The sequence below is a fragment of the Micromonospora sp. NPDC049230 genome, assembly GCF_040647875.1.
GTDB lineage: Bacteria > Actinomycetota > Actinomycetes > Mycobacteriales > Micromonosporaceae > Micromonospora.
Map to the genome: position 1 here is coordinate 1 of NZ_JBEZCZ010000030.1, position 23,113 is coordinate 23,113.

The 23,113-nt window shown below is 71.6% G+C and carries 16 protein-coding genes; 3 read left to right on the forward strand and 13 right to left on the reverse strand.

Translation table 11 applies throughout. The features are described from left to right. Positions 1-701 precede the first annotated feature (701 nt). The gene (locus AB0A95_RS23280; protein WP_357557825.1) at positions 702-1,364 is read right to left on the reverse strand and encodes a tetratricopeptide repeat protein; all 663 of its coding nucleotides are present in this window, start codon (positions 1,362-1,364) and stop codon (positions 702-704) included. Between the two features lie 131 nt (positions 1,365-1,495). Continuing rightward, complete coding sequence (locus tag AB0A95_RS23285; protein WP_357557826.1) at positions 1,496-3,883, reverse strand: discoidin domain-containing protein; 2,388 nt, start codon at positions 3,881-3,883, stop codon at positions 1,496-1,498. A gap of 364 nt (positions 3,884-4,247) precedes the next feature. Between AB0A95_RS23285 and AB0A95_RS23290 the strand changes: the two genes are divergently transcribed. Beyond that, complete coding sequence (locus AB0A95_RS23290; RefSeq protein ID WP_357557827.1) at positions 4,248-5,090, forward strand: hypothetical protein; 843 nt, start codon at positions 4,248-4,250, stop codon at positions 5,088-5,090. An 81-nt stretch (positions 5,091-5,171) separates the two neighbouring features. On the opposite strand, the gene AB0A95_RS23295 is transcribed toward AB0A95_RS23290, so the two are convergent. The 3 genes from AB0A95_RS23295 to AB0A95_RS23305 form a co-directional block, all read right to left on the reverse strand. After that, positions 5,172-6,434, reverse strand: a complete 1,263-nt coding sequence (locus tag AB0A95_RS23295; protein ID WP_357557828.1) for a putative sulfate exporter family transporter — start codon at positions 6,432-6,434, stop codon at positions 5,172-5,174. Next, entirely contained in the window at positions 6,434-6,580 is a 147-nt protein-coding gene (locus AB0A95_RS23300) for a hypothetical protein (RefSeq protein WP_357557829.1), read from the reverse strand. The genes AB0A95_RS23295 and AB0A95_RS23300 overlap by 1 nt, the downstream gene beginning before the upstream one ends. A gap of 191 nt (positions 6,581-6,771) precedes the next feature. Then, positions 6,772-8,625, reverse strand: a complete 1,854-nt coding sequence (locus AB0A95_RS23305) for an adenylyl cyclase (protein ID WP_357557830.1) — start codon at positions 8,623-8,625, stop codon at positions 6,772-6,774. A 175-nt stretch (positions 8,626-8,800) separates the two neighbouring features. Here AB0A95_RS23305 and AB0A95_RS23310 point away from each other — a divergent pair, with 175 nt between their 5' ends. Further along, positions 8,801-9,073 (forward strand): hypothetical protein, encoded by a 273-nt coding sequence (locus tag AB0A95_RS23310; RefSeq protein WP_357557831.1) that lies wholly within the window; start codon positions 8,801-8,803, stop codon positions 9,071-9,073. Between the two features lie 23 nt (positions 9,074-9,096). Here AB0A95_RS23310 and AB0A95_RS23315 read toward each other — a convergent pair whose 3' ends face one another. Then, positions 9,097-9,852 carry an alpha/beta hydrolase gene (locus tag AB0A95_RS23315; RefSeq protein ID WP_357557832.1) on the reverse strand — a complete coding sequence of 252 codons (756 nt, stop codon included), beginning with the start codon at positions 9,850-9,852 and terminating at the stop codon, positions 9,097-9,099. A 59-nt stretch (positions 9,853-9,911) separates the two neighbouring features. Between AB0A95_RS23315 and AB0A95_RS23320 the strand changes: the two genes are divergently transcribed. Beyond that, a complete protein-coding gene (locus tag AB0A95_RS23320) occupies positions 9,912-12,953 on the forward strand; it encodes a BTAD domain-containing putative transcriptional regulator (protein ID WP_357557834.1) in 3,042 nt (1,013 codons plus the stop codon). Between the two features lie 8 nt (positions 12,954-12,961). Here AB0A95_RS23320 and AB0A95_RS23325 read toward each other — a convergent pair whose 3' ends face one another. The 7 genes from AB0A95_RS23325 to AB0A95_RS23355 all read right to left on the reverse strand — a co-directional run bounded on the left by AB0A95_RS23325 (position 12,962) and on the right by AB0A95_RS23355 (position 23,110). Continuing rightward, positions 12,962-13,516: a dihydrofolate reductase family protein gene (locus tag AB0A95_RS23325; RefSeq protein ID WP_357557835.1), complete on the reverse strand. Its 555-nt coding sequence runs from the start codon at positions 13,514-13,516 to the stop codon at positions 12,962-12,964. A 63-nt stretch (positions 13,517-13,579) separates the two neighbouring features. Then, the gene (locus AB0A95_RS23330) at positions 13,580-14,140 is read right to left on the reverse strand and encodes a hypothetical protein (RefSeq protein ID WP_357557837.1); all 561 of its coding nucleotides are present in this window, start codon (positions 14,138-14,140) and stop codon (positions 13,580-13,582) included. 17 nt (positions 14,141-14,157) lie between these two features. Beyond that, positions 14,158-16,002: a prolyl oligopeptidase family serine peptidase gene (locus AB0A95_RS23335; RefSeq protein WP_357557839.1), complete on the reverse strand. Its 1,845-nt coding sequence runs from the start codon at positions 16,000-16,002 to the stop codon at positions 14,158-14,160. Further along, complete coding sequence (locus AB0A95_RS23340) at positions 16,003-17,781, reverse strand: N-acetylglutaminylglutamine amidotransferase (protein WP_357557840.1); 1,779 nt, start codon at positions 17,779-17,781, stop codon at positions 16,003-16,005. Positions 17,782-17,878: 97 nt separating this feature from the next. After that, positions 17,879-20,548 carry a carboxylate--amine ligase/circularly permuted type 2 ATP-grasp protein gene (locus AB0A95_RS23345; RefSeq protein ID WP_357557841.1) on the reverse strand — a complete coding sequence of 890 codons (2,670 nt, stop codon included), beginning with the start codon at positions 20,546-20,548 and terminating at the stop codon, positions 17,879-17,881. A 197-nt stretch (positions 20,549-20,745) separates the two neighbouring features. Beyond that, the gene (locus tag AB0A95_RS23350; protein WP_357557842.1) at positions 20,746-22,149 is read right to left on the reverse strand and encodes a cellulase family glycosylhydrolase; all 1,404 of its coding nucleotides are present in this window, start codon (positions 22,147-22,149) and stop codon (positions 20,746-20,748) included. A gap of 634 nt (positions 22,150-22,783) precedes the next feature. Further along, positions 22,784-23,110, reverse strand: coding sequence for a GDSL-type esterase/lipase family protein (locus tag AB0A95_RS23355; RefSeq protein ID WP_357557844.1), 327 nt, complete (start codon positions 23,108-23,110; stop codon positions 22,784-22,786). Between the last annotated feature and the right edge of the window lie 3 nt (positions 23,111-23,113).

Here is a 23,113-nt window from a genome sequence, read left to right on the forward strand (position 1 = left end):
GATCCACTCCTACAATCACCACCGCGGACACACCGCACTCAACGGCCTACCACCCGCCAGCCGCGTCCCCAACCTCACGGGTCAGTACAGCTAGCTGTCCCACCTGGCGATGGTACGACCGGTCCGCGACCTTCTGTTAGAACCATCCCGACGGCTCGGGCACGACCGCTGCCTGCTGGGTCAACAGTGCCGCCGATGGCCTGACTCACCGTTGACGGTTCGCCCTTGCAGCCCGGATGGCCCAGACGTTGGCGAGAAGAAGACCGCCCACTAGTCCGGCAAGGAGTGCTCCTCCCCCACCAGTCATGCCGGTCACTCTGAGGAAGATCCCGCTGGCCACGGCAACGACTGTCGAAATGATCCCGAGCCCTGCCGGAATTCCCTTGCCAGAAAGCCATCGCCGCATCCCAACAACCAACATCGACGATCCGATTAGCAGACCCGCATGCAGACACAGCGCCGACGTAAGGGCTTGTCCAGACCTTGTGGTCACCGCGACACCAGAAGCGATCGCGGCCAGGCCAACGACCAGGGAGACTGGCTCCGCTCCACGCGGCCACGCACGATCATCGCGAGGCGGAACCTGCTCGGTTTCAGTCACGGGCCGAGATCCTGCCATAACGGTAGATAGTTGGTCTGACAGGCTCGGTGTGGATACCCGGCTTGTGTTGGCAGCTTGGGTACGTGGTGTGATCGCGTGCTTAAATCTGTGTTCTTGCCTGCTCGATTTGCCGCACGATGGCGTGGGCACCGTGGGCCTGGGCGATGGCGTTCGCCTCGTCGAGTGTCGCGAGCGCGTCCTCGTGGCGGTCCTGAGCGGCGGCGATATAGGCCAGGCCGACCATGTTGGCGGCCACGCCCGGCAGCGCTCCCACCTCCCGGCGCAGCCGTGACGACTCCTCCAGCCGCTCGCGGGCTTCGTCCAGTCGACCGGCCGTGTGCGCCGCGATGCCCAGGTGTCGAAGTGCCTCGGCCTGGGTCGGCTTGTCGCCGACCTGCGCCGCCATCTGGTGGGACCTTTCCAGGTGTGGAATCGCAGTCTCGTTATCGCGCCGGATGACCTGATGCAGGCAGCCGATCCAGAACAGTGTCTCGGCCTGGCCATGCGTGTCGCCCAGCGCCTGGTACAGCTCGATCGCACGCTCAAACAACGGCAGTTCGGCCGGGTCCTCGGCGGGTGACGAGCCGCTGCTGGCGCGTTCGTTGAGGAACCGTGCATGCAATATCCGCCCACGGGCCAGCGCGGCGTCGGCCTCCACCGCGTCCAGGTCCCGTTCGGCGTTGGCCAACACGCTGGCATCGCCGCTGTACACGGCTTGTTCATAGAGCGTTCTGGCCCGTTCGATGCGATCTTCGGCGTTCATCGCCGCCCCCGTCCTGGCCTCTTCACTGCCTGCCGGGTCAGCAGTTTAGTGGTCCAGCCCAGGACCCAACTGGGTGGTCATCGATGATGTGGGCGGCCGCCGGCCGGCGATCGGCGGCCACCCAAACCCGGTCAGCTCGCGTACACCTCCAGCGCCGACAACTGCCCAGCCGGCCACCCGGTGTTGCCGGCGACGATGATCCGCACGTAACGCGTCTGCGCCGCGCTAAAGGTAAGCGCCACCTGGTTACCGCTAGCCGGGTCGAACGTTCGCCCCGCCGCCCCGACCAACGTCCCGAAGCTTCCCCCGTCGACACTGCCCTGCACCGCGAGAGTCTGCGTCCGGCTGCCCCACGCCGACGACGGCGGCAGCTTCAGCACCACCCGCCCGACCGTGCGCGCGGAACCCAGGTCGACCTGCACCCACTGCGGAAACGCGCTGTTGGCGCTCTCCCAGTAGCTGTTCGCGTCCCCGTCGACCACGTTCCCCGACCCGTAGCTCTGGACGTGACTGCTCTCCGAGGTGGACCGCCCCCGGGCGAGGTCGGCGTTGGCCGGGGCGTCCGTGGTGACCGTGACCGCGGAGGACGCGCCGGAGGTGTTGCCGGCCGCGTCGCGCGCGGTGACCGTGAAGGTGTACGCGGTGGACGCGCTCAGCCCACTCACCGTCGCCGTGGTGCCGGTGACGGTGGCGACGACAGTGCCGCCCTGCCGCACCTGGTAACCGGCTACCCCGTTGTCGTCGGTGGACGCCGTCCACGCCAGGGACACACTGCTCGACGTCGTGCCGGTCACCGTGAGGCCGCTCGGCGCGGTCGGCGCGTTGTCCGTGGTGCCGTTTGCGGCGTACACCTCGACCTGGGAAAGCTGGCCCGCCGCCCAGCCGGTGTTGCCGGCGATGCTCAGCCGGATGTGGCGGGCCGTGGTGGTCGTGAGCGTGCGGGTGACGGTGTTGCCCGTCGCCGGGTCGAAGGCGAACGCCGAGGCCCCGGCGATTGTCGAGAAGGAGCTGCCGTCGACGCTGCCCTGCACGGTGATGGTCTGCGTGCGCGCGCCCCAGCCGGCGGGCAGCCGCACCACGAGCTTGTTGACCGGGTGGCTGGCGCCGAGGTCGACCTGCCACCAGTGCGGGAACGCGCCGCCGCCGCTCTCCCAGTAGCTGCCGGCGTCGGAGTCGACAGCGTTGGACGCCGCGAACGAGCCGTTCTGGCTGCTCGCCGAGGTGGACTTGCCGGCCGCGAGGTTTCCGGTGACCGGCGGCGGGGCGCCGACCATCGGCGGCGTCGGGCGGACTGCGGTCAGCGCGAGCTGCCCCTTCAGCATGCGGCCACCGTCTGCGGTGATGCGCAGGTAGTAGTCGGAGGAGCAGGCCACGCCGTCCTCGTCCAGGGCGCGGATGTTCGCGCCGGCGGGGGTGGTGGCCTGGGTCTCGGACGTCTTGGCGATCTGGTTGCCCTCGTTGTACTCGTCGAACATGGACACGTACAGGCCCTGGGAGCCGAGCCGGACCATGTTGTAGATGTGCCGCCAGTAGAAGTCGCCGTGGCGGCGGTGCCCACCGGCGAGGTCACCGGGCATCACGCAGGGCAGGTAGTCGATGCCGCGCGCCGCGCAGTCGGCCATGTCGCCGACGTTGACGTTGTGGTAGTACGAGTCGAGTTCTTCCACGGTCCTGGCCCGGTAGACCATCCACGGGGAGATCGCGTGGAACGCGTGGTAGACGTCGAGGAAGCCGGGTCGGGAGTCCTCGATGCCCTGCCGCCACCAGGTGGGCACGCCGCCGATGACGTAGCAGCCCTGCGCCTTGAACCAGTTGATCACCTCCAGGCAGGGCCCGGGAGTGAAGGGCCGGCTGGGCTCGCTGAAGCCGAAGCCCCAGATGCAGACGACAGGCTTGCCGTTCTGCCTGGCGTACGCGCTGGACGCGGTGTGCGTGGACATCTTCGTCGTCCAGTCGGTCTTGATGTCCGTCTGCATGGTCAACCAGTCGGTGACGTCGTACATGATGTAGAACTTGCGGCCGTGGCGCTCGGCGGCCGAGCGGACCTTCAGCGTCATCGCGTCGCGGGTCGGCCCCTCGTCGCCGGTCGGGTTGAACCGTTGCAGGGCGGCGGTGTCGCAGCCGTACTCCTGCATCCACCGGAAGTGGGTGTCCACCGTCTGCTGGTCGTACGAGGAGAAGAGGGTGGCCGGTGAGCCGTTGCCCAGATTGGGGTACGCGGTGGGATAGCTGCGCGTGTACTCGCGCATGTCCGGCCAGGACACGATCGTGGTGTTGCTGGGCGACGGCGGCTGGAAGCGGTCGCGGCTCCAGTGCCACCAGCCGCCGATGGGCGCGGAATCGCCGGGCGCGCTGAACCAGCCCTGGTAGCCGACGGTCACCTTGCCGACCACGTCCCCGGGGGGACTGGCGGCGGAGGCGGGGCTGGCCAGGGTGGCAAGCAGCTCGGTGGTGGAGGCGGCGGCGAGGGCGGACCCGCCCAGCACCGACGTGACGAACCTGCGGCGGGAGACCGCCATGAGGACCACTCCTTCGGGACGGAAGGCATTGACGGCCATCGTGGCAGCAGTGGATGCCGCACCGCAAGAGTGCGACTGTACGATGGAATTTCTCGCCATCAAGGCGAAAGAGAGTTCACGAGCCGCATTCGATTTGCCCCAAATACTCTAATATGGCTGCTTAGTGGACGTATCAGGACATAGCCTCGGAATCGCCTTCTCGATGGTCGGGAAGGGCTTACTGATCAGAGGCGACAACGTGAGATTTTCCCAGCGACTTTCGGCTACTGGAGCCGTCGCGGCGGCGGCCGCGGGAGTGATGGTCCTGTCCGGAGGCGCTCCGGCCTACGCGGCACCCGGTGATGCGAGCGCCCGGGGAGTCGTGGTGGACCTTTCCGCGTCGGTACTTGGCACTCCGGTCATCACCGCCGACGCCGTCATCGGCACCGCGACGGCCCCGGCCGGCGGTGGCACGGACAGCGACACCGCCCTGGCGATCACCATCCCCGGCGCGCTGGGGGTCACCGCCTCCGGCACCGTGGTGCAGGTCAGCGCCACTCGCGGCGACACGGCGTCTTCCGCCAACGCGGAAATCGCCGACCTCGCACTCAGCGTGCTCGGCACGTCGGTGATCGACGCCGACGTGATCACGGCGGCGGTGGCCTGCCCCCAGGTCGGCGCCCAGACTGCGGACACCACGTTTGTTGGCTTGGAGTTGTTCGGGGAGCCGGTCAATCTGCTGCCGAACACTCCTGGCGTCACGGCCAGCGCCGCCGTCACGGTCCCCGGCCTGACGGATGCCAGCCTGAACGTCACGCTCACCAATGTGGAGACCACAACCGCCGACGGAGCCACGGCGATCGCTGTCCAGGCGACCCTGCGGCTCACCGGCACCATCGTGGGCGGCCCACTGCTGGACATCCCCGTCGGGTCCGTCATCCTGGCCGAGGCCCGCTGCGAACGCCCCTTGCAGACCACGCCGACACCGACCCCGACACCCACAGCGACAGCGACACCGACCCAGCCCACGCCGTCACCGACCCAGCCCACGGCGGCCCCCACCGGCGACCCAACCCAGCCGGCCCCTTCGACCAGCCCCACCCTGCCGGTCACCGGTGGCAGTGCCGCCAACCTGTGGTGGTTCTTCAGCACCGGTCTCGCCCTGGTCGTCGCCGGCACAACGGCACGGCTGATCGTCCGCCGGTCCCGCGCGGCGATCGACGCGTGACGCGCACCTCCTGAGAAGCCCGGTGTGGAGAGGGTCCAGACCAGATGATCGGTCTGACCCTCTCCACCCGGCGCGACACGCTCAGACGGAAAAGCCGCGGAACAGCACTGACGCCAGGGCGAGCGCCAATGCCAGGTTGAACACCGTGGCACTGGCGAACACCGCCACCGGCCGCCAACCGGCCTCCCGCAGCGACGCGACGCGCACCTCCAGGCCGATGCTGACGAACGCCAGGATCAGGAACCAGACGCGCAGGTCGTTGACGATGGCGATGGTGGCCTTGCCGTCCGCACCGGCCCCGTCGAGATACCAGGTGGCGATGACCGAGGCGGCGATGAAACCCAGGACGAACTTCGGAAACCGGATCCACAACTCGCGCAGGCCCGGCCGTTCCGCGCCGGGCCGCCGCTCCACCCGCAGGGTGAAGTACGCGGTGAGCGCGACCGCGACCACACCCATCAGCGCGTTCTGGGTGACCTTGACGATGCTGGCGATCTGGAGCGCCTCCTCGCCGGCGATCGCCCCGGCGGCGGTGACCGCGGCGGTGGTGTCGATGTTGCCGCCGATCCAGGCGCCGGCCACCGCGTCGGACAGCCCGAACACGTCGGCAAGCCAGGGCAGGATGAAGATGGACGGCAGCGCGAAGATGATGACCAGGCTCGCCGTGTAGGCCAACTGCTCCCGCCGCGCCCGGACCGCGCCGGCGGCGGCGATCGCCGCGCTGACCCCGCAGATCGACACCGCGGAGGCGAGCAGGGCGCGCAGCTTGTCGTCGAGGCCGAACCGGCCGGCCAGCCACCAGGTGAAGAAGAAGACACCGCTGATCAGCAGGATCGCCTGGGCAATCGCCGGACCGGCAGCGCTGGCGATGACGGCCAGGTTGATCGACGCGCCGAGCAGCACCAGACCGGTCTTGATGAAGAACTCGGTGCGGAACGCGGCGGCGATCCGGTCCCGCCAGCCGAGCAGCGTGACGGCGACGTTGCCCAGCAGGCCCAGCAGGATGGCGTAGACCGGGTACTCGATCGCCGCCCCGATGTCCTCGACGGCGGTGCCCTCGGCCCACCCGGGGACGTTCTGCTCCAGGTAGCGGGTGAGCGCGCCGAGCCCGACAACGATCACCAGACCGAGCAGCGTCCAGGCCCAGAACCGGCCGTCGCGCGCGGTGCCGGTGGGACCGGCCGGGTCGACTGTCGTCGGTGGCCCACTGACCGGCGCGGGCCCGGCAGCGCCGTCGGGCGCGTCAGGCGTGCGGGTGCCGTCGGTCGTACGGGGCTCGGCCACTGTCGCGGCCGGGTCGGACGTGCGGGCCTCGTCCACCGTGCGGGTCTCTTCCGTGGCCATCAGGGCACCAGCCCGGCGGGGAGGGCACCGAGCAGGACCAGGGCGAGCAGGGCGAGGCCGAGGATCGTCGCCACCCAGTCCTCGTTGAACGCGAGCCGGGACTCCCCGGCTGTTGGCGGGGTGGGCGGTGGCTGGTCGGTTGTCATGGCGTACCTCCATGGGGGTGGACCGGTCCGGCCGGGCCGGACCGGTGGACAGCGCGTGGACGGGGGTGTGGAGCGACGCCGGCCAATTTTCCTACCTGACCGATAGGAATTCAAGGGTGCGCGCGTGGCGGGGACGACAGCGGGGGTCGGAGCCTCCTCGGCTCCGACCCCCGTCCGCTACGCCAAACCCGCTACGGGGCGGGGTACCGCGCGAGATAGACCGGCGCGCCGACCTTGGTCATGTCGGCCGCCGCGCCGACGCCGTTGACCACGTGGTCGATCGTGCCGGCACTGAGGTTGACGGTCATCACGTGGTGCAGCCGCACACCGGGCCGGTTCGGGACCTCGAAGCCGTTCTCGGTGTGGATCGACGGGTTGTTCTGGTTGAAGACGTACACCCCGCCACCGTGCAGGGTGTGGTGCCGCACCCGGTCACCCACCTTGTAACCGGCCCACCCCCGCACCGCGCCGTTCATCCAGTCGGCCTGCGTCGGCGGGTCGTACGGCAGCTCGTTCTGGTACAGGATCGTGCTGCCGTGCTCGCCGTTCCAGACCGTGTTGTAACGCTGGAAGTGCTCGACGAACAAGCCGGTCGCGGTCACGTGGTCGCCGTTGATGACGGCGCCGTAGCGACCGGTGTTGGTGCGCCAGCGGTCGGTGTCGCCGTTGACGCCCTCGGTGAAGCCCTCGACGCCGTGGTCGCCGCGCCAGACCCAGGTGTGGTCGATCAGCACGTTGTCGCTGTTGACCTCCAGCGCGGTGTTCGTCCGCCCGATGTGCGGGCCACCGACCCGGAAGTACACGTCGGACAGCGTGGTCGGGTTGTGCGGGTCGCTGGCGTTGTGGCCGTGCTGGCGGCCGACCCGCAGCAGGACCGGCGACTCGACCGCACCGGCATCGATCGTGACACCGGCGACGATCACGCCGGGAACGTCGGCCACGTCCAGCGGGATCGCGCCGTTCACGGCCGTGAGGGTGGCGTGCCCGATGCCGAGCACCACGGTGCCGGGCCGCCGGACCTCGATGCTGCGGGCGATGTCGTACGTGCCGGGGGTGAGCAGCAGGTGCTTGCCGCGCGCGAGCTGGGCGTTGATGACGCGTACCGGGTCGGCCGGCTTGGCGATGAAGAAGTCCCCGATGTCGAGGGTGCGCCCCGGCGTCATGCCGTCGGCCCAGGAGACGCCCCGGCTGTCCCGCCGCGCGGCGGGCACCCGTACCTGGTAGCGACCCTTGCCGTCGACGAACAGGTACGGCTTCTCCCGGCTGAGCGGGGTGGTCTCCAGGGTCGTGTAGGGCGGGTCGGGGAACGTGGCGTCGTCCGGCGCCCCCTCGACGCCGGCGAAGACCTGGTTCCACACCGCGTTGGACCAACCGGCGACCTCGCTGTTGCGGGTCAGCCACTGCTGCTGCGACCCGTTCGTGGTGGCCGGCAGCCGCGAGTCGGCGATGAACCCGCCACTGGCGTACTGCGGGCCGGCGGTGCAGTAGTCCATCAGCGACAGACCGCCGCCGCCGATGTTCAGTCGGCGCATCGACACCGCCTGGGACACCGCCCAGAAGTTCGCCGTCGACCGGCAGTCGTCCTGGCCGGCGGCGTTGATGGTGAGCGAGAGGTTGGACAGGGTGCGCCAGAAGTTGACAAGCGCGAGGCAGTTGCCGGTGCCGCCATCGGCCAGGCAGCGGTTGTAGACCTCGAGTTTGCCGTTGACGGTGACGTCGGTGGGCGAGGCGCCCAGGCCGGAGACCTCGGTGTAATAGCCGACCTTGGCCTGCAACGGCTTCTCGGCACTGCCGTACGTGCCCGGCTTGAACAGGTAGGCGTGCCGCTCGGTGCCCATCTCGTTGTCGACCTGCCGGGCGTGCGCCGCGTCCAGGGTCTGCTGGATCTCGCCGACCGGCATGCGCGGGTCGAAGATCGTCACGTGGGGCCCGAAGTCCGGTGCGCCGTGCGTGGGGCGGCCGGCGGTGGCGGCGGTGCTCGTCGTCACGACCGCGGTGGTCACCAGCAGGGCGAGCAGGAGGGTACGTCGGGACGGGCTTGTCATGTGGTTCGTCCTCTCCGCTGGCCGGAGGCGTCCTGCCGGCACAGCTGGGGGCGGTGAGAGCGCTCTCTGACGGGTAGACATGTTTCTACCCGTTGGATCGACCACACGCCATGACCGGGGACCGCGAAGTTCGGCGAGGGCGGGTGAGATTGGAGACCGACGCGAGGAGACGCTGATGCCCATCGACTCGTTGCCCCACGTGGACGAACACTCCACTCTCATCGCGGCGGACACCGGCCGGGTCTGGCCCCACCTGACCGACGTCGTCGAGAGGTCCTTCTCGCGGCCGGGGATGAGCGAGTACGCCCGGCTGGTGAGCGCCCCCACCCCACCCCCCAGCCCCGCCGCCCCCACCCCCGCCGCCCCCACCCCCGCTCGGTCGATCATGGAGTTGTGGTGGTGCGCAAAAGGGTATCGGGCTACCAAGGTGGGCACCACAAGTCCATGATCGACGCTGCGTGGGGGGCCGTTCTACTCCTCGGTCAGGAACTCGTCGATCATCGGGGCCAGCCAGTCGGCGCGCTGCGGGATCGAGGTGTGTGTGGTGCCGGGCAGGATGGCCAGCCGGCACGCCGGCAGCCCGGTCAGGTCGCCGGGCACCGCGCCGCCGAGCAGTCGGAACATCAGCACCGCGTGCTCGGGCTGGACGATGTCCGAGTCGGCCAGCACGATCATGGTGGGTGCGGCGAGCGCGCGGATCTGCTCGGGCGTCCACTGCGGCAGGTTCGCGTCCAGCACCTTCATCTTGGTGACCAGGTTGGCCCAGCCCGTCGGGTCCGGCGCGGTCCGCAGATACTCCTCGTGGAACTCCGAGCCGTGCAGGTGCTCGGGTTGCAGGTCCTGGATCCCGTCGAGCAGGCCGGGGTGCAGGCCGTCGTCGTCGAAGCTCACCGAGGCGAGCACCAACCGCCCGACCCGGTCGGGGTGGTCGGTGCCGAGGCGCAGCGCGACCGCAGCGCCCATGCTCCAGCCGAAGACGTCCGCCCGCCCGATGCCCAGCCGGTCGAGCAACTCCACCACGTCGGCGGCGAAGTGCTCCACGGTCAGCGGGCGGTCCACGTCGGGGGTACGGCCGTGTGCCTGCAACTCGACGGCGATCACCTGTCGGGTCTTCGCCAGCAGCGGCAGGATCGTGCCGAACGAGGTGTCGATGCCGGAGAGGGCGCCGTGGATCAGCACCAGCGGGCGATCCGGGCCGTTGCCGTGCGTTTCGCAGTAGATGTCCATGACCACACGGTGCGCCGCCGCGCTTACGGTTGGCTTCCGGTCGCCTTATCGGCGCTAAGATGTCCGCCGTGCAGTTCGGGGTGCTCGGGCCGCTCGCCGTGACCACGGACGACGGCGAGCCGGTCGTGGTGCCCGGCACCAAGGTGCGCGCGTTGTTGGCCGACCTGCTGACCAACCGCAACCAGGTGGTCTCGGCGGACCGCCTGGTCGACGACCTGTGGGGTGACGACTCCCCCGCCAACCCGCTCGGGGCGCTCCAGGTGCGGGTGTCCCAGTTGCGCAAGGCGCTCAACGACGCCGAGCCGGGGGCCCGTGAGCTGGTCGAGTCCCGGCCGCCCGGCTACCTGCTGCGGACCACCGCGGTCGACGCCGACCGGTTCGCCGAGCTGGCCCACGGCAGCGACGTCGACAGGTTGACCGAGGCGCTCGGGCTGTGGCGCGGCGAGGCGTACGCCGACGTGGCCGACGCCGAGTTCGTCCGCGCCGAGGCGGCCCGCCTGGCCGAGCAGCGCCTCGTCGTGCACGAGCGGCTGGCCGAGGGCCGGTTGGCCCGCGGTGAGCACGACCTGGTCGCCGCCGACCTCGCCGAGCTGATCGCCAGGCATCCGCTGCGCGAGGGTCTGCGGGCGGTGCAGCTACGCGCGCTGTACGCGGCCGGCCGCCAGTCCGAGGCGCTGGACAGCTACACCGACCTGCGGGAACGCCTCGCCGAGGAGTTGGGTCTCGACCCGGGCCCGGAGCTGGTCGCCCTGCACCGCCGGATCCTCGAACAGGACGCCGGCCTGAGCGCGCCACCGAAGGCCGCGCTCATCCGCAACAGCCTGCCGGCGCAGCTCGACGAGTTGGTGGGGCGAGCCGAGGCGCTGGCCGAGCTGCGGGCGCTGCTGCCCCGGCAGCGGCTGGTCACGCTCGTCGGGCCGGGTGGGGTCGGCAAGACCAGGCTGGCCACCGAGGCGGCCCGCACCCAGTCCGTTCCGGACGGCGTCCAGTTGGTGGAGCTGGCCCCGCTGCCGGCCGGTGACCCGGGCGTCGCCGAGCAGGTGCTCGCCGTGCTGGGCGCGTACGAGGCCGCCGGGACGAGCCGATCGGCCGCCGATCGCCTGGTCACGGCCCTGCGACACCGGCAGGTGCTCCTCGTCCTGGACAACTGCGAACACGTGGTCGAGTCGGCCGCCGAGCTTGTCGCCCGACTGTTGCGCGACGCGCCGGGGGTGCGGGTGCTGGCCACCAGCAGGGAGCCGCTCGGGTTGACCGGTGAGCTGCTCTGGGACGTACCCCCGCTGCCCGTGCCGGGTGACGGTGACCTGGACGCGGTCCGGCGCTCGGCGGCGGCCCGGTTGTTCGCCGCCCGCGCCGCCGCGCAGCAGCGCGGTTTCCGGCTCGACGAGCAGACCGCGCCGGCGGTGGCCCAACTCTGTCGCCGCCTCGACGGGCTGCCGCTGGCACTGGAGTTGGCCGCGACCCGGGTCCGCGCGCTGGGTGTGCGGGGCGTGGTGGAACGGCTCGACGACCGTTTCCGGTTGCTCACCACCGCGCAACGGGACGTGCCGACCCGGCAGCGGACGCTGACCGCGGTGATCGGCTGGAGCTGGGACCTGCTGGACGCGACCGACCGGGAGGTGCTGGCCCGGTTGGCGGTGTTCCGCGACGGCTGCACCCCGCAGGCCGCCGAGCGGGTCTGCCGCACCGACCTGGACACTCTCGCGCGGCTGGTGGACCGGTCGCTGGTGGTGCTCGACGACTCCGGTGCGCAGCCGCGCTACCGGCTGCTGGAATCGGTCGCCGCGTTCGGCCTGGCCCGGCTGACCGACGCCGACGAGGTACGCGCCCGGCACGCCGACTACTACACCGAGCTGGCCGAACGCGCCGACCCCGAGCTGCGCGGCGCCGACCAGCACCGATGGCTGACACTGCTGGACGCGGAGGCGGCCAACCTGCGTTCGGCGCTGGTCCACGGTGGCGGGTTGCGCCTGGCGGTCGCCCTGTGCTGGTACTGGTACCTGCGCGGCCGGTTCACCGAGGCACGGCGGGCGCTGGCCGTGGCCGGCGACCCGGTGCAGGAGGCCCGGGCGACCCCCTGGCGGGTCGGCTTCGCCCTGTCCCAGGGCGAGGCGATCGCGCCGGACGACGTCCGCGCCGCGGTGGCCGGCGACCCGGACGGCCGGGGCGCCTGGTTCGCTGCCAACGCGCTCATCGAACACAGCGACCTGGCCCTGGCGGCGCAGCTGCTGCCCACGAACGTCGTCGACAGGTGGACCGAGGCCGCGGTGCTGACCTCGCTGGCGCACATCGCACACGCCAACGGCGACCAGGCCACCCTGGAACGCACCGCCACCCGCGCCGCCGCGCTCTTCGCCGACCTCGGCGACCGGTGGGGTCGCCTGCGGGCGACCGAGTGGGTGGGTGGGCTCGCCGACATGCGCGGCGAGCACGAACGCGCCGCCGCGCTGCACCGGGAGGGGCTGCGCTGGGCCGAGGAGTTGGCACTCTGGCCGCAGGTCTGCGCCCAACTGTCCTGGTTGGCGTGGCTCGCCGTGCAGACCCGCGACTACGCCCAGGGTCGGGAGTTGGCCGAACGCGCGTACGCACTGGCGGTGCGGCAGGGCGCGCCGGGTGCGCTGGTCTTCGCGGAGATGAGCCTCGGGCTGGCCGCCCGCCGGGACGGCAAGCTCGACCTGGCCGTCACCCACCTCACCAACCTCGCCGAGCAGGGCCGGTGCGAGAGCCAGCCCCCGCTCTACCTGCCGATGGTCCTGGTCGAGCTGGGCTACGCGGTCGAGCAGGGCGGCGACCCGGACGCGGCGCTGGCCCTGCACGTCGAGGCGTTCGAGGCCGCTGAGGCGATGGGGACTCCCCGGGACGCGATCAACCCCCTGGAGGGCATGGCGGCGGCGGTCCGTTCCCCCGAGGCGGCCGCCCGGCTGCTGGGTGCCGCGGCGGCGGCCCGGCTCGCCACCCAGTCCCCCGCCGCGCCGGCCGAGCGCGACGACACCGACCGGGTGGCCGAGCGGCTGCGCGCCGAACTGGGACCGGGGCGCTTCGCGGAACTGGTCGCCGAGGGCACGCGGCTGAGCCCGGGCGAGGCCCGGGCTCAGCTCTGAGCGACGCCTCAGGCGGCCGTCTTCGGCCGGTACGAGGCGACGATCACGCCGCTCTTGTGCACCCGGGTGTCGACCAGCTCGAACGACGCCTTGAAGTCGGTCAACGGCACCGTCAGGCTGGTGGCGCCCTCCAGCACGGGGTGGATCCAGAACCGGACCTCGTCCACCAGGCCCGCCTTGATCAGCTGCGCGGTGACCGAGCCGAAGCCGTACTGGATGATGTTCTTGCCCTCCTGGGCCTTGAGTTTGGTGACCGCCTCGACCAGATCGCCCTGGAGCACCTCGGTGTTCTTCCAGGTGGGGTCGGTCAGGGTGGTGGAGGCGACGTACTTCTTGACGTTGTTGAAGTACGCCGCGCCGGTGTTCGGGTCGCTCTCGTCCTGCTGCGGCCAGGCGACGGACATGCCGTCGTAGGTGGCCCGGCCCATCAGCATCGCGTCCGCCTCGTCGGTCTGCTCGCCGGCGAGGCCGCGGGCCTCCTCGTCGAAGTACGGCGCGGTCCACATCGGGTTCTCGATGACGCCGTCGAGGGTGATGTAGGTCGAGTTGACGAGCTTGCGCATGGGAGTCTCTCCTGGTTGTCGGTCGTGCTCTCCGGTGACACCCAGAACTCTGCCGATCTCCACTTACGATTCGCTTCCAATGCCCTTACCGTCGCCCGGGTCGGTCAGTGGCAGGGGCAGCGCCGGCGTGGCCACCGTGGCACCGCCGGTCGAGTGAGCAGGCGCGGGGCGGTCCCCGGTGCGGCTGTGCAGGCGCCCGCGCCCCGCCGGGCCGGCCCGGCGGGTCACCTCGACCGTCACCATCCGCACCGGCGGTGGCGGTGCGGTGAACCGCCCGACTCCCCAGCGCACCCAGAGCGGGATGCGGCCGGCGTCCGCCTCGGCGCGCAGCTTCTGCACCGTACGGGCCCGGTCGGTGTGGTCGACCTCCACGACGACCGGCGGGCCGTCCGGGCGGGCACACGCCACGTCGAGGACCGAGTGCCGCTGCTGGAGCGGCGGTGGCAACGGCAGCACGCTCGGCGCGCGCCGGTAGACCCGCCAGCCCTGCGCCTCGGCCCACCGCACCACAGCGTCGATCACCAGGGCGGTGACCGCGTCGACGTCCAGGTCGACGAAGGTCAGGTCGGCCAGCCACCGACCGAGGTCCGCGGCCAACCGCTCGCCCTGCGTCGTGACCTCCACCGGCGCAGGATAACGCCTCAGCCGACGGTGGTCGCGGTCGCGGCGAGGTGCCGGGTGAGCCAGGCGGTGGTGGCCGTACGGGCCGCCTCCTGGTTGGCCCGCGTCAGGAAGTCGTGCCCCTCGCCGGCAAGCACCAGGTGCCCGTGCGGCACGTCCCGGGCGGCGAGTGCCGCCGCCACCTGCGCCGACTCGCCGGCCGGCACGTTTGTGTCGTTCGCGCCGTGGATCAACAACAGCGGGACGTCCAGCCGGTCGATGTGGGTCAGCGGCGACAGGTCACGCAGCAGCTCCGCGTCCCGCTGCGGGTCGCCGTACTTGCTGACGGCGGCGGCGGCGATCCACGGCTCGGTGCCGGCGTAGAAGGTGTGGAAGTCGGAGATGCCGCACTCGGCGACCCCGGCGGCGAACAGCCCGGGGAAGTTCACAAGCACCGCGAGGACCAGGTAACCCCCGTAGGAACGGCCCAGGCAGCCGAGCTGGCCGGGCCGGGCGATGCCGGCGTCGACCAGGTACTCGCCGCAGGCCGCCACGTCGGCGATCGCACCGTAGCGGCCGGCGAGGTTGTCGGCGGCGACGAAGGAGCGGCCGAACCCGGACGACCCCCTGACGTTTGGCGCGAAGACGGCCACGCCCTGTGCCACGAGGGCCTGGAACAGCGGGTGGTAGCCGGGCCGCTCCTGCGCCTCCGGGCCACCGTGCAGGCTGATCGCGGTCGGCCAGGGACCCGGCCCGGCCGGGCGGTACAACCAGCCGGACAGCGGTAACCCGTCGTGTGCGCGCAGGTCGACGAGTTGTGGCGCGACGCCGCTGCCGGTCGTAGGAGTGGTGGTGCTGCTCGGCCGCAGCGGGCCCGGCGCCGCCGTGGACGCGTCGACAAGCCAGACCTCCCGGGGCTGCACCGGCCCCTGCGCGGTCACACAGAGCAGGTCGCCGCCGGCGGCGAAGACGGCGTCGTCGAGCACCTCCCCGGGGGCGGCGACGGCCCGTTGCACGCCGTCGGCGAGGTCGAGCAGGCTCAGCTCGCTGCGCCCGCCGTAGGTGTTCCACAGCAGCGCGGCGCGACGCCCGTCCGGGCTCGGCGCCACGTGCTCCAACTCGGCGTCCGGTCGCCCGGCGAGCCGGATCGGCGTCCGCTCCGGTCGGGCCAGGTCGACCCGCACCAGCGCGGCCAGCTCCGAGAACGCGTCGGTGCGGGCCAGCACGCTCGTGCCGTCCGGGCCGAACCAGCCCTGGTCGGTGCTGCCCCGACCGGCGTCCGGGAACAACCGCCGCCGCTCGCCGGTCGCCACGTCGAGCACCTCCAACCACCGGGCGTTGCGGGGGCCCCGGCGCAGCAGCACGGTGCCGGCGTCCGGGGTCACGTCCAGGAGCGTGAGCAGGTCACCCTCGGCGAGCTCCCGCCGGTGCCCGGTGTCCGCGTCGATCAGGACGGCCCGCGCGTGCTCGGCGGTCTCGGTGACCATCAGGACCGCGCCGCCGGGCAGCCAGCCGGCCAGCGCGGCGCTGCGTCGACCGAACCCGGCGACCTGGCGGCGTCGCGTGCCGTCCGGGCGCAGCACCCACAGCTCGGTGCGGGGCGCGCCACCGGGTGCGACGACGCAGGCCAGCCACCGCCCGTCCGGGGACCAGCTCAGCGCCAACACCGGCTCGTCGCCGGTGGGCAGCGCAATGGCCTCGGCGGTGTCGACGTCGCGAACCCAGACGCGCGGGCTGCCGCCCTGGTCGGAGAGGTACGCCACCCGGCGGCCGTCGGGCGACGGCGCGGGGCGGTACTCCTCGACCACGGGCACCGGCACCACCGGCCGAGAGGTGGCGGGTCGGGTCCGCCGGATGGTACGCGGCACCTCGGTCCGTACGCTCATCTAAACCCCGATCCGCTGCAACCAGAGCTCCAGCAGCCCGAGCTGCCAGAGCGCGTTGGAACCCAGCGTGGTCCGCCGGGTGTTCGGCGCGTCCAGCAATTCCTCCAGGTAGTCCTTGCGGAACAGGCCCCGCTCGCGCGCCGACTGGGCGGTCAGCGCGTCGCGGACGTCGTCGAGCAGTGGACCGGACAGGTGCCGGATGGCGGGCACCGGAAAGTAGCCCTTCGGCCTGTCGATCACCTCGTCCGGGACGATGCCCCGGCTCGCCGCCTTGAGCACGCCCTTGCCGCCCTGGGCCAGCTTCAACGCGGGCGGGCAGGCGGCGGCCAGCTCGACCACCTCGTGGTCCAGGAACGGCACACGGGCCTCCAGCCCCCAGGCCATCGTCATGTTGTCGACCCGTTTGACCGGATCGTCGACCAGCATGACCAGGCTGTCCTGGCGCAGTGCCGCGTCCAACGCGGTGTCCGCGCCGGGCGCGCCGAAGTGGGCGGTGACGAACTCCAGGCTCGCGTCGTGGTCGAGCATCCACTCGGGCGCCAGGTGCCCGGCGAGCGCGTCGTGCCGACGGTCGAAGAACACCCTGGCGTACGCCTCGACGGCGTCCGCGCGGGCCACGTTCGCCATCGGCGGGTACCAGTCGTAGCCGGCGAGGATCTCGTCGGCGCCCTGCCCGGACTGCACCACCGTGATCCGCTGCGAGACCTCCTCGGAGAGCAGGTGGAACGCGACGCAGTCGTGGCTGACCATCGGCTCGCTCATCGCCGCGATGGCCTCGTGCACGGCGGGGACGAACCGGCTGGCACCGATGCGGATCTGGTGGTGGTCGGTGTCGAAGTGGCGGGCCACCAGGTCGGAGTAGTGGAACTCGTCGCCGCTCTCCCCCGCCGCCGCCTCGAACCCGATGCTGAAGGTGGCCAGCCCGGTCTGGCCCTGCTCGGCCAGCAACGCGACGATCAGGCTGGAGTCGAGCCCGCCGGAGAGCAGCACCCCGACCGGCACGTCGGCGACCATCCGTCGGCGTACGGCGGTGCGCAACGCCGCCATGAGCCGTTCCTGCCACTCGTCGGCGGACATCGGATCGGCGGCGGCCCGGCTGAACCCCGGCTGCCAGTAGAGCGTGTCGGTGCTCCGGCCGTCGGCGGTGATCACCCGCACGGTGGCCGGCGGGAGTTTGCGGACCCCGGCGAGGATGGTGCGCGGTGCCGGCACCACCGAGTGGAAACTCATGTAGTGGTGCAGCGCCACCGGGTCGAGGTCGGTGTCCACGTCACCGGCGGCGAGCAACGCCGGCAGGGTCGAGGCGAACCGGATGCGGCCCGGCCCCTGGGCCAGGTAGAGCGGCTTGATGCCGAGCCGGTCGCGGGCCAGCACCAGGGTGTGCGTGGCCAGCTCCACCAGGACGAACGCGAACATCCCGTAGAACCGTTCGACGCAGGCCGTCCCCCACCTGTGGTACGCCTTGAGGATCACCTCGGTGTCGGAGGTCGAGCGGAAGGAGTAGCCCAGGCCGATCAGCTCGTCGCGCAGCTCCCGGTAGTTGTAGATGCAGCCGTTGAAGACCAGGGCCAGACCCAGCTCGGGGTCGACCATGGGCTGCGCCCCGCCGTCGGAGAGGTCGATGATGCGCAACCGGCGGTGCACCAGCGCCACCGGCCCGTGCTGCCACCGCCCCTCGCCGTCCGGGCCCCGGGAGGCCAGGGCGGGCAGCATCCGCTCGACGGCGGCCAGGTCCGATGACGCCCCGTCGAGGCGAAACTCGCCTCCGATACCGCACATGGCACACCTCTCATCGGCTCGGGTCCGCTCGGGCCGCTGACCGGTCCAGGTTTGGCGGACCGGGTTGCGTACCGATGACGGGATGGTCAAGCGTGGGTTACACCGAATTCTGCTCGGCCGCGCCGAGCAACCAGGTGTCCTTCGACCCACCGCCTCGCGACGAGTTGACGATCATGCTGCCGGCCGGCGCCACCCGGGTCAGCGCCACCGGCGCGACCTCGGCCTGCTCGCCGAGGAACACGAAGGCCCGCAGGTCGACGTGGCGGGGCGCGAGAGCAGTGCCGTCGAAGACCGGGTGGGTGGTGAGCGAGACCATCTCCTGGGCGATCCACCGGTGCGGGGCCGCGAGGATCTGCTCCCGGACGGCGCCCAACTCCTCCGCCTCGGCCCGTGGGCCGATCACCACCCGGTCGCCGCCGTACCCGTCGACGGGCTTGAGCACCAACTCGTCGAGCCGGTCCAGCACCTCGGCCCGCTGCTCGGGCAGCCCGCACAGGTACGTCGGCACATCCCCCAACAGGGGTTTCTCGCCCAGGTAGTACTCGATCAGTCGGGGCACGTACGCGTACAGGGCCTTGTCGTCGCCGACGCCGTTGCCCAGCGCGTTGGCGAGCGTGAGCCGTCCGGCGTGCACGGCGGCGAGCAACGGCCAGCCCAGCGGCACCCCGTCGGCGCCCGGCGCGTGCAGCAGGGCCTCCTCGTCCATCCGCAGGTAGAGCACGTCGACCCGGCTGCGGCTGCCCGCGCGGACCAGCCAGACCCGGCCCTCCTGCACCAGCAGGTCGCTGGTCTCGGTCAGCGGCACACCCATCTCGTCGGCGAGCAGCCGGTGCTCGAACCAGGCGGGATCACCCGGGCCGCTGCTGAGCACCACCAGTGCGGGTTCGTCGGCCGCGGGGGGCGCGGCGGCGATCAACGCCCGGTACAGCATCGCCGGCGTCTCGTCGGCGGGCAGCAGGTCCGGCGGCACCGGCAGCTCCGGCAGCACCGCCTGGGTCAGCCGACGGTTCTGCACCGCGTAGCCGATTCCGGAGGGCACCCGCAGGTTGTCCTCCAGGACGTACCAGCCGCCGTCCGGGTCCCGGACCAGGTCGGTCCCGGACACCTGGGCGCGGGTGCCCCGACGGCCCATCAGCGCGCCGGTCGGGCGCAGGCCGGGCGAGGACTCCACCACCCACGCCGGCACCACGCCGTCGGCCACCACGGCCCGGTCGCCGTAGACGTCGCACAGGAACGCGTCCAGGGCGCGGGCGCGTTGCACCAGGCCGGTGCGCAGCGTCCGCCAGTCGGCGGCCGGCACCACGCGGGGCACCAGGTCGACCGGGAAGAGCCGGGTGCTCGCCTCGCCGGCCACGCTGAACGTCACGCCGCGGGCGCGCTGCTCCTCGTCCCGGTCGTGCTCGCGCTGTCGGAGGGCGCCGGCACCGAGTCGGCGCAGGGCCGCCAGGATCGGGCCGTACGCCGGCTCCGGCCCGCTCGCTCCGAAGACCTCGTCGCCGGCATCGGCGTACGTGGGCAGCACCGGCGGTGCTGGCGCACCCGGTGGTGCCTCGCGGACCCGGCCCCGGGTCTCGTCGAGGAGCAGGTCGACAACGTCGGCCAACCGGCCGCGACGTTCGTACGCCCGGCGCTGCCGCGCCGCGGAGCTGCCGCGCTCCAGGGCGTACCGGGTCAGCTCGCGGATCTGCTCCCAGTCGCCGGTCGCGGTCAACTGCGGGCGCAGGTCGGTCATCAGGCGGCGGACCGCCTCGGCGGCCGGCACCGGCCGGGCCGAGCGGGGCAGGTCGAGCAGGTCGCCCTCCAGCCCGGAGCGGGCCGCCCGCCACACGGCGGCGCGCAGCACCGGTGGTCGCACGGCGGTGCGCTCCACCCCGGCGCGCAGGGCGGCGACCTCCCGCCGGACCAGTGCCCGGAACAGGCCGGTGAGCAGGACGATGGTTTCCACGTCGGCGTTGGCGTCGGTGATCCGCAACTCCACTGTGGGCACGTGCGCCGACGGCCGGACATCGAAGTAGATCATGGCAGGGTCGGTGATCGTCTCGGAGGAGATCAGCTCGGCGACCAGCGCCTCGTGATCCGCCGCGCTCGTCACCTCGCCCGGGTCACCCGCCGTGGGCCAGCGCTGCCAGACGAGTGACCGCATGCTGGCGTAGCCGCTGTCCTGACCCATCCAGTACGGCGAGCTGGTGGACAGGGCGAGCAGCACCGGCAGCCACGGCTGGACCCGGCGGGTGACCGCGACGGCCAGGTCCCGGTCGGTCACCCCGACGTGCACCTGCGCACCGCAGATCAGTTGCTCCCGCGCGAGCAGCTGGTACTCGTCGAGCATCCGCCGGTACCGGGACGTGGGGGTGACGCTCGGGTCGCCGTCGGCGCGCAGCGGCACCGTGCCGGCCGCCACGATGCCCAGCCCGGCCCGGTCGGCCACCTGGACGGCCAACTGGCGCAGCCGGGTCAGCTCGGCGCGGATCTCGTCCAGGGTGCGGCAGACCGCGGTGTTGGTCTCCACCACGCTGCGGTGCAACTCCGCGGTGAACGAGTCGGCCGGCAGCCGGTCGAGCAACTCCCCGGCCCGGGGCACCAACTCCCGGGTGTGCAGGTCGACGACGTGGAACTCCTCCTCCACGCCGATCGTGGCCAGATCCGCCGGGTCGCCGTCGTCGAGCGCCACGGTCGGGTTGGCGCGCGGTGTGGGCAGTGCCCGGCCGTTGCCGGACCGGCCCATCGGCCCGTCGAACGTCGGCACATTTGTGGTGTTGTCGGCCATGGTCACCCCGGTTCGCGTGTCGGTGGTCGTGGCTGTCCGACGAGCGTTCCCAGGTTTGGTGCCGGGGGTGTTTCTGGCGCGTTAAGGTGACGGACCGTTCTGCCGGCATCCCGGCGACAGGCCATCGATGATGTCGGGGTGTCCCACTGGCCCGGACACCCCGACATCGTCGACCTGGAGTTGATGACGGCCGAGGGTTACCTCATGTTCGCCACCACGAACGGCGCGTGGCCGTGCAGGTAGTTGCTCCACCCGCCGGTCACCGGCGCGCCGGGGCTGAGCAGGTTTGTGGTGTCGGTGCCGACGTCGAGCTTCCACGCCGTCCAGGAGATGCCGTTCGCCCTCATCCAGTCGATCCAGGACTGCGCCTCCGGCAGGCAGGCCCGGCCGTCGAGGCCGCCGTCGGCGTTGCTGGCGCCCCACTCGGTGACGAACAGCGCCAGGCCGGCTCGGATCGCCGCGTCACCCTTGGCCCGCAGCGACGCGCCGTGGGTGCACGAGTAGAAGTGCAGGGTGTACATCAGGTTGGTGCCGGTGACCGGGCTGGCCGCCGCCACGTCCACGTCCTGCGACCAGGTCGGGGTGCCGAGCACGACGATGTTGTCCGGGTCGGCGGCACGGATCGCGGAGACCACCGCCTGGTGGTACGGCTTGATGACGTTGGTCCAGCTCACCTGCAACGGCTCGTTGTACGGCTCCCAGATGACGTTGGGCAGGTGACCGTAGCGGCGGGCCAGATCGCCGAAGAACGCCACCGCCTGGGACTGGTTGTTCTGTGCCTCGTGGGCGTGCCAGTCGACGATGACGTACACCCCGGCGCTGACCGCGTTGTTGATGATGGTCTCCACCTGCGCCCGTGCCTTGCCCGGGTTGCTCAGGTACGCGCCGGCCGGCTCCACGCCCATCGCCGCGCGGATCACCTGTAGGTTCCAGTTGTCCCGCATCCAGGTCAACGCGGAGAGGTTCTCGGCGTACGGTGCCGTCTCCCAGTTGAGCCACATGCTGCTGACGCCGCGCAACTGCACCCGCGCGCCGGACCTGTCGCACATCGTCGTGCCGCAGACCCGTAGCTGCCCGTGCCGCTCGACCGGCGTGCCGGTGGACGGGGGCGGGGTCGTCGGAGGCGGGGTCGTCGGTGGCGGCGTGGTCGGAGGCGGCGTGGTCGGAGGCGGCGTGGTCGGAGGCGGCGTGGTCGGTGGTGTGCCGCCGGTGCAGGACACGCTGTCGCCGTTGACAGTGCAGTTCACCGGGGTGCCCGACCCGTTGACGAGGAAGCCGAACGAGGTCGACGCGCCGGCGCCGAGCGTGCCGTTCCACGACACGTTGCTGAAGGCGTAGTGGCTGCCGGAGGCCGTCTGCTGCGCGTTCCACGACTGGCTGATTGTCGACCCGGCGGGCAGGTCGAACTCGACCCGCCAGCTGCTGATCGGGGCGGAGGTGTTGTTGGTGACGGTGACCTGCCCCTGATAGCCACTGCCCCAGGTGTTCGTCACGGAGAACACGGCGGTCGCCGCGCTGGCCGGTGTGGTGGCGACTGTCGCCACCGCACCGGCGAGCAGGCCGGCGACGGCCAGAGTCGTGACAAGTCTCAGTGTGCGCATGCTGAACCCGCTTCGGTCGATCGACGGTGATGGCCTGTGGCGGGGCGGCGCCTGCGGCAGACAATATCGATCTTCCGCTATGCGCTTCAAGGCCACACCGCTGATTTCTGGCCGGCCGGAGCGTCGAGCGGCGGCCATCGGCTCGCCCGGCTTCCGTGCTTGCGGGCGTTCGGCACGGTCTTGAGCGCGGTCCGACCTCCCCCACACGGCAGAGAGCGTGATGCCGGTGAGTCATCAAGATGACTCACCGGCATCACGCTCTCCAGCGCTTCCGCCGGGCCGGCACCGTCGTCCTCTGCACCAACCTGGCCTCGGGAACGACGGGGACCGACCCGCACGGGACGGTCCCCCGGGGCGCTCAGGCCGTTGGGCGTACCCCGTAGGCCAGGTGGGTGACGCCGTCGCCCTCGACGACGCGCAGGACCGGCACGAGGTCCACGTGCACCTTGCGGCACACGGTGCGGTCGTCACCTTCGTCATCGATCCACTCCTTGGTCCGTGCGGTGTCAGCCTGCGGGTGGGACCGGGTGTGCCCGGCCCTCACCCCGTGGTCGAAGCCGGAGCCCCCGCTCTCGACACGTTCGCCCGACTGTTTTCGCGGAACTGCCGGTCCCTGCATGTGTGACTGCTGGTTTCAGCGGATCTGGGCGGCGACGGCGGCAGCGGCAGCGGTCGCCCCGGCGTCGTTGAGGTGCAGGAAGTCGACGTGGGCGTACGCGGGTCGCAGGGCGTCGCGGTCGGACGGGTCGGCGAGGATCCGGTCGAGGTCGACGACGGCGTCGTACTCGCCGCTGGTGCGGATCCACCGGTTCACCTCGTCGCGTACCTCCTCCTTTTCCTGCGTGTAGCTGTACGAGCCCTTCATGGGCGGCATCGTGGCGCCGATGACGGTGACCCGGTAGGCCCGGACGGCCCGGATCAGCGCCCGGTGGCCGTCGATGAGCGCGGCGGCGGTCACCACCGG

What these genes read in the sequence shown, in the direction of transcription:
- AB0A95_RS23320 (WP_357557834.1), top strand. Translation starts at nt 9,912, where the DNA reads ATGTCCGCCGTGCAGTTCGGGGTGCTCGGGCCGCTCGCCGTGACCACG.
- AB0A95_RS23310 (WP_357557831.1), top strand. Translation starts at nt 8,801, where the DNA reads ATGCCCATCGACTCGTTGCCCCACGTGGACGAACACTCCACTCTCATC.
- AB0A95_RS23335 (WP_357557839.1), bottom strand. Translation starts at nt 16,002, where the DNA reads ATGAGCGTACGGACCGAGGTGCCGCGTACCATCCGGCGGACCCGACCC.
- AB0A95_RS23340 (WP_357557840.1), bottom strand. Translation starts at nt 17,781, where the DNA reads ATGTGCGGTATCGGAGGCGAGTTTCGCCTCGACGGGGCGTCATCGGAC.
- AB0A95_RS23345 (WP_357557841.1), bottom strand. Translation starts at nt 20,548, where the DNA reads ATGGCCGACAACACCACAAATGTGCCGACGTTCGACGGGCCGATGGGC.
- AB0A95_RS23350 (WP_357557842.1), bottom strand. Translation starts at nt 22,149, where the DNA reads ATGCGCACACTGAGACTTGTCACGACTCTGGCCGTCGCCGGCCTGCTC.
- AB0A95_RS23315 (WP_357557832.1), bottom strand. Translation starts at nt 9,852, where the DNA reads ATGGACATCTACTGCGAAACGCACGGCAACGGCCCGGATCGCCCGCTG.
- AB0A95_RS23305 (WP_357557830.1), bottom strand. Translation starts at nt 8,625, where the DNA reads ATGACAAGCCCGTCCCGACGTACCCTCCTGCTCGCCCTGCTGGTGACC.
- AB0A95_RS23280 (WP_357557825.1), bottom strand. Translation starts at nt 1,364, where the DNA reads ATGAACGCCGAAGATCGCATCGAACGGGCCAGAACGCTCTATGAACAA.
- AB0A95_RS23295 (WP_357557828.1), bottom strand. Translation starts at nt 6,434, where the DNA reads ATGGCCACGGAAGAGACCCGCACGGTGGACGAGGCCCGCACGTCCGAC.
- AB0A95_RS23300 (WP_357557829.1), bottom strand. Translation starts at nt 6,580, where the DNA reads ATGACAACCGACCAGCCACCGCCCACCCCGCCAACAGCCGGGGAGTCC.
- AB0A95_RS23325 (WP_357557835.1), bottom strand. Translation starts at nt 13,516, where the DNA reads ATGCGCAAGCTCGTCAACTCGACCTACATCACCCTCGACGGCGTCATC.
- AB0A95_RS23285 (WP_357557826.1), bottom strand. Translation starts at nt 3,883, where the DNA reads ATGGCGGTCTCCCGCCGCAGGTTCGTCACGTCGGTGCTGGGCGGGTCC.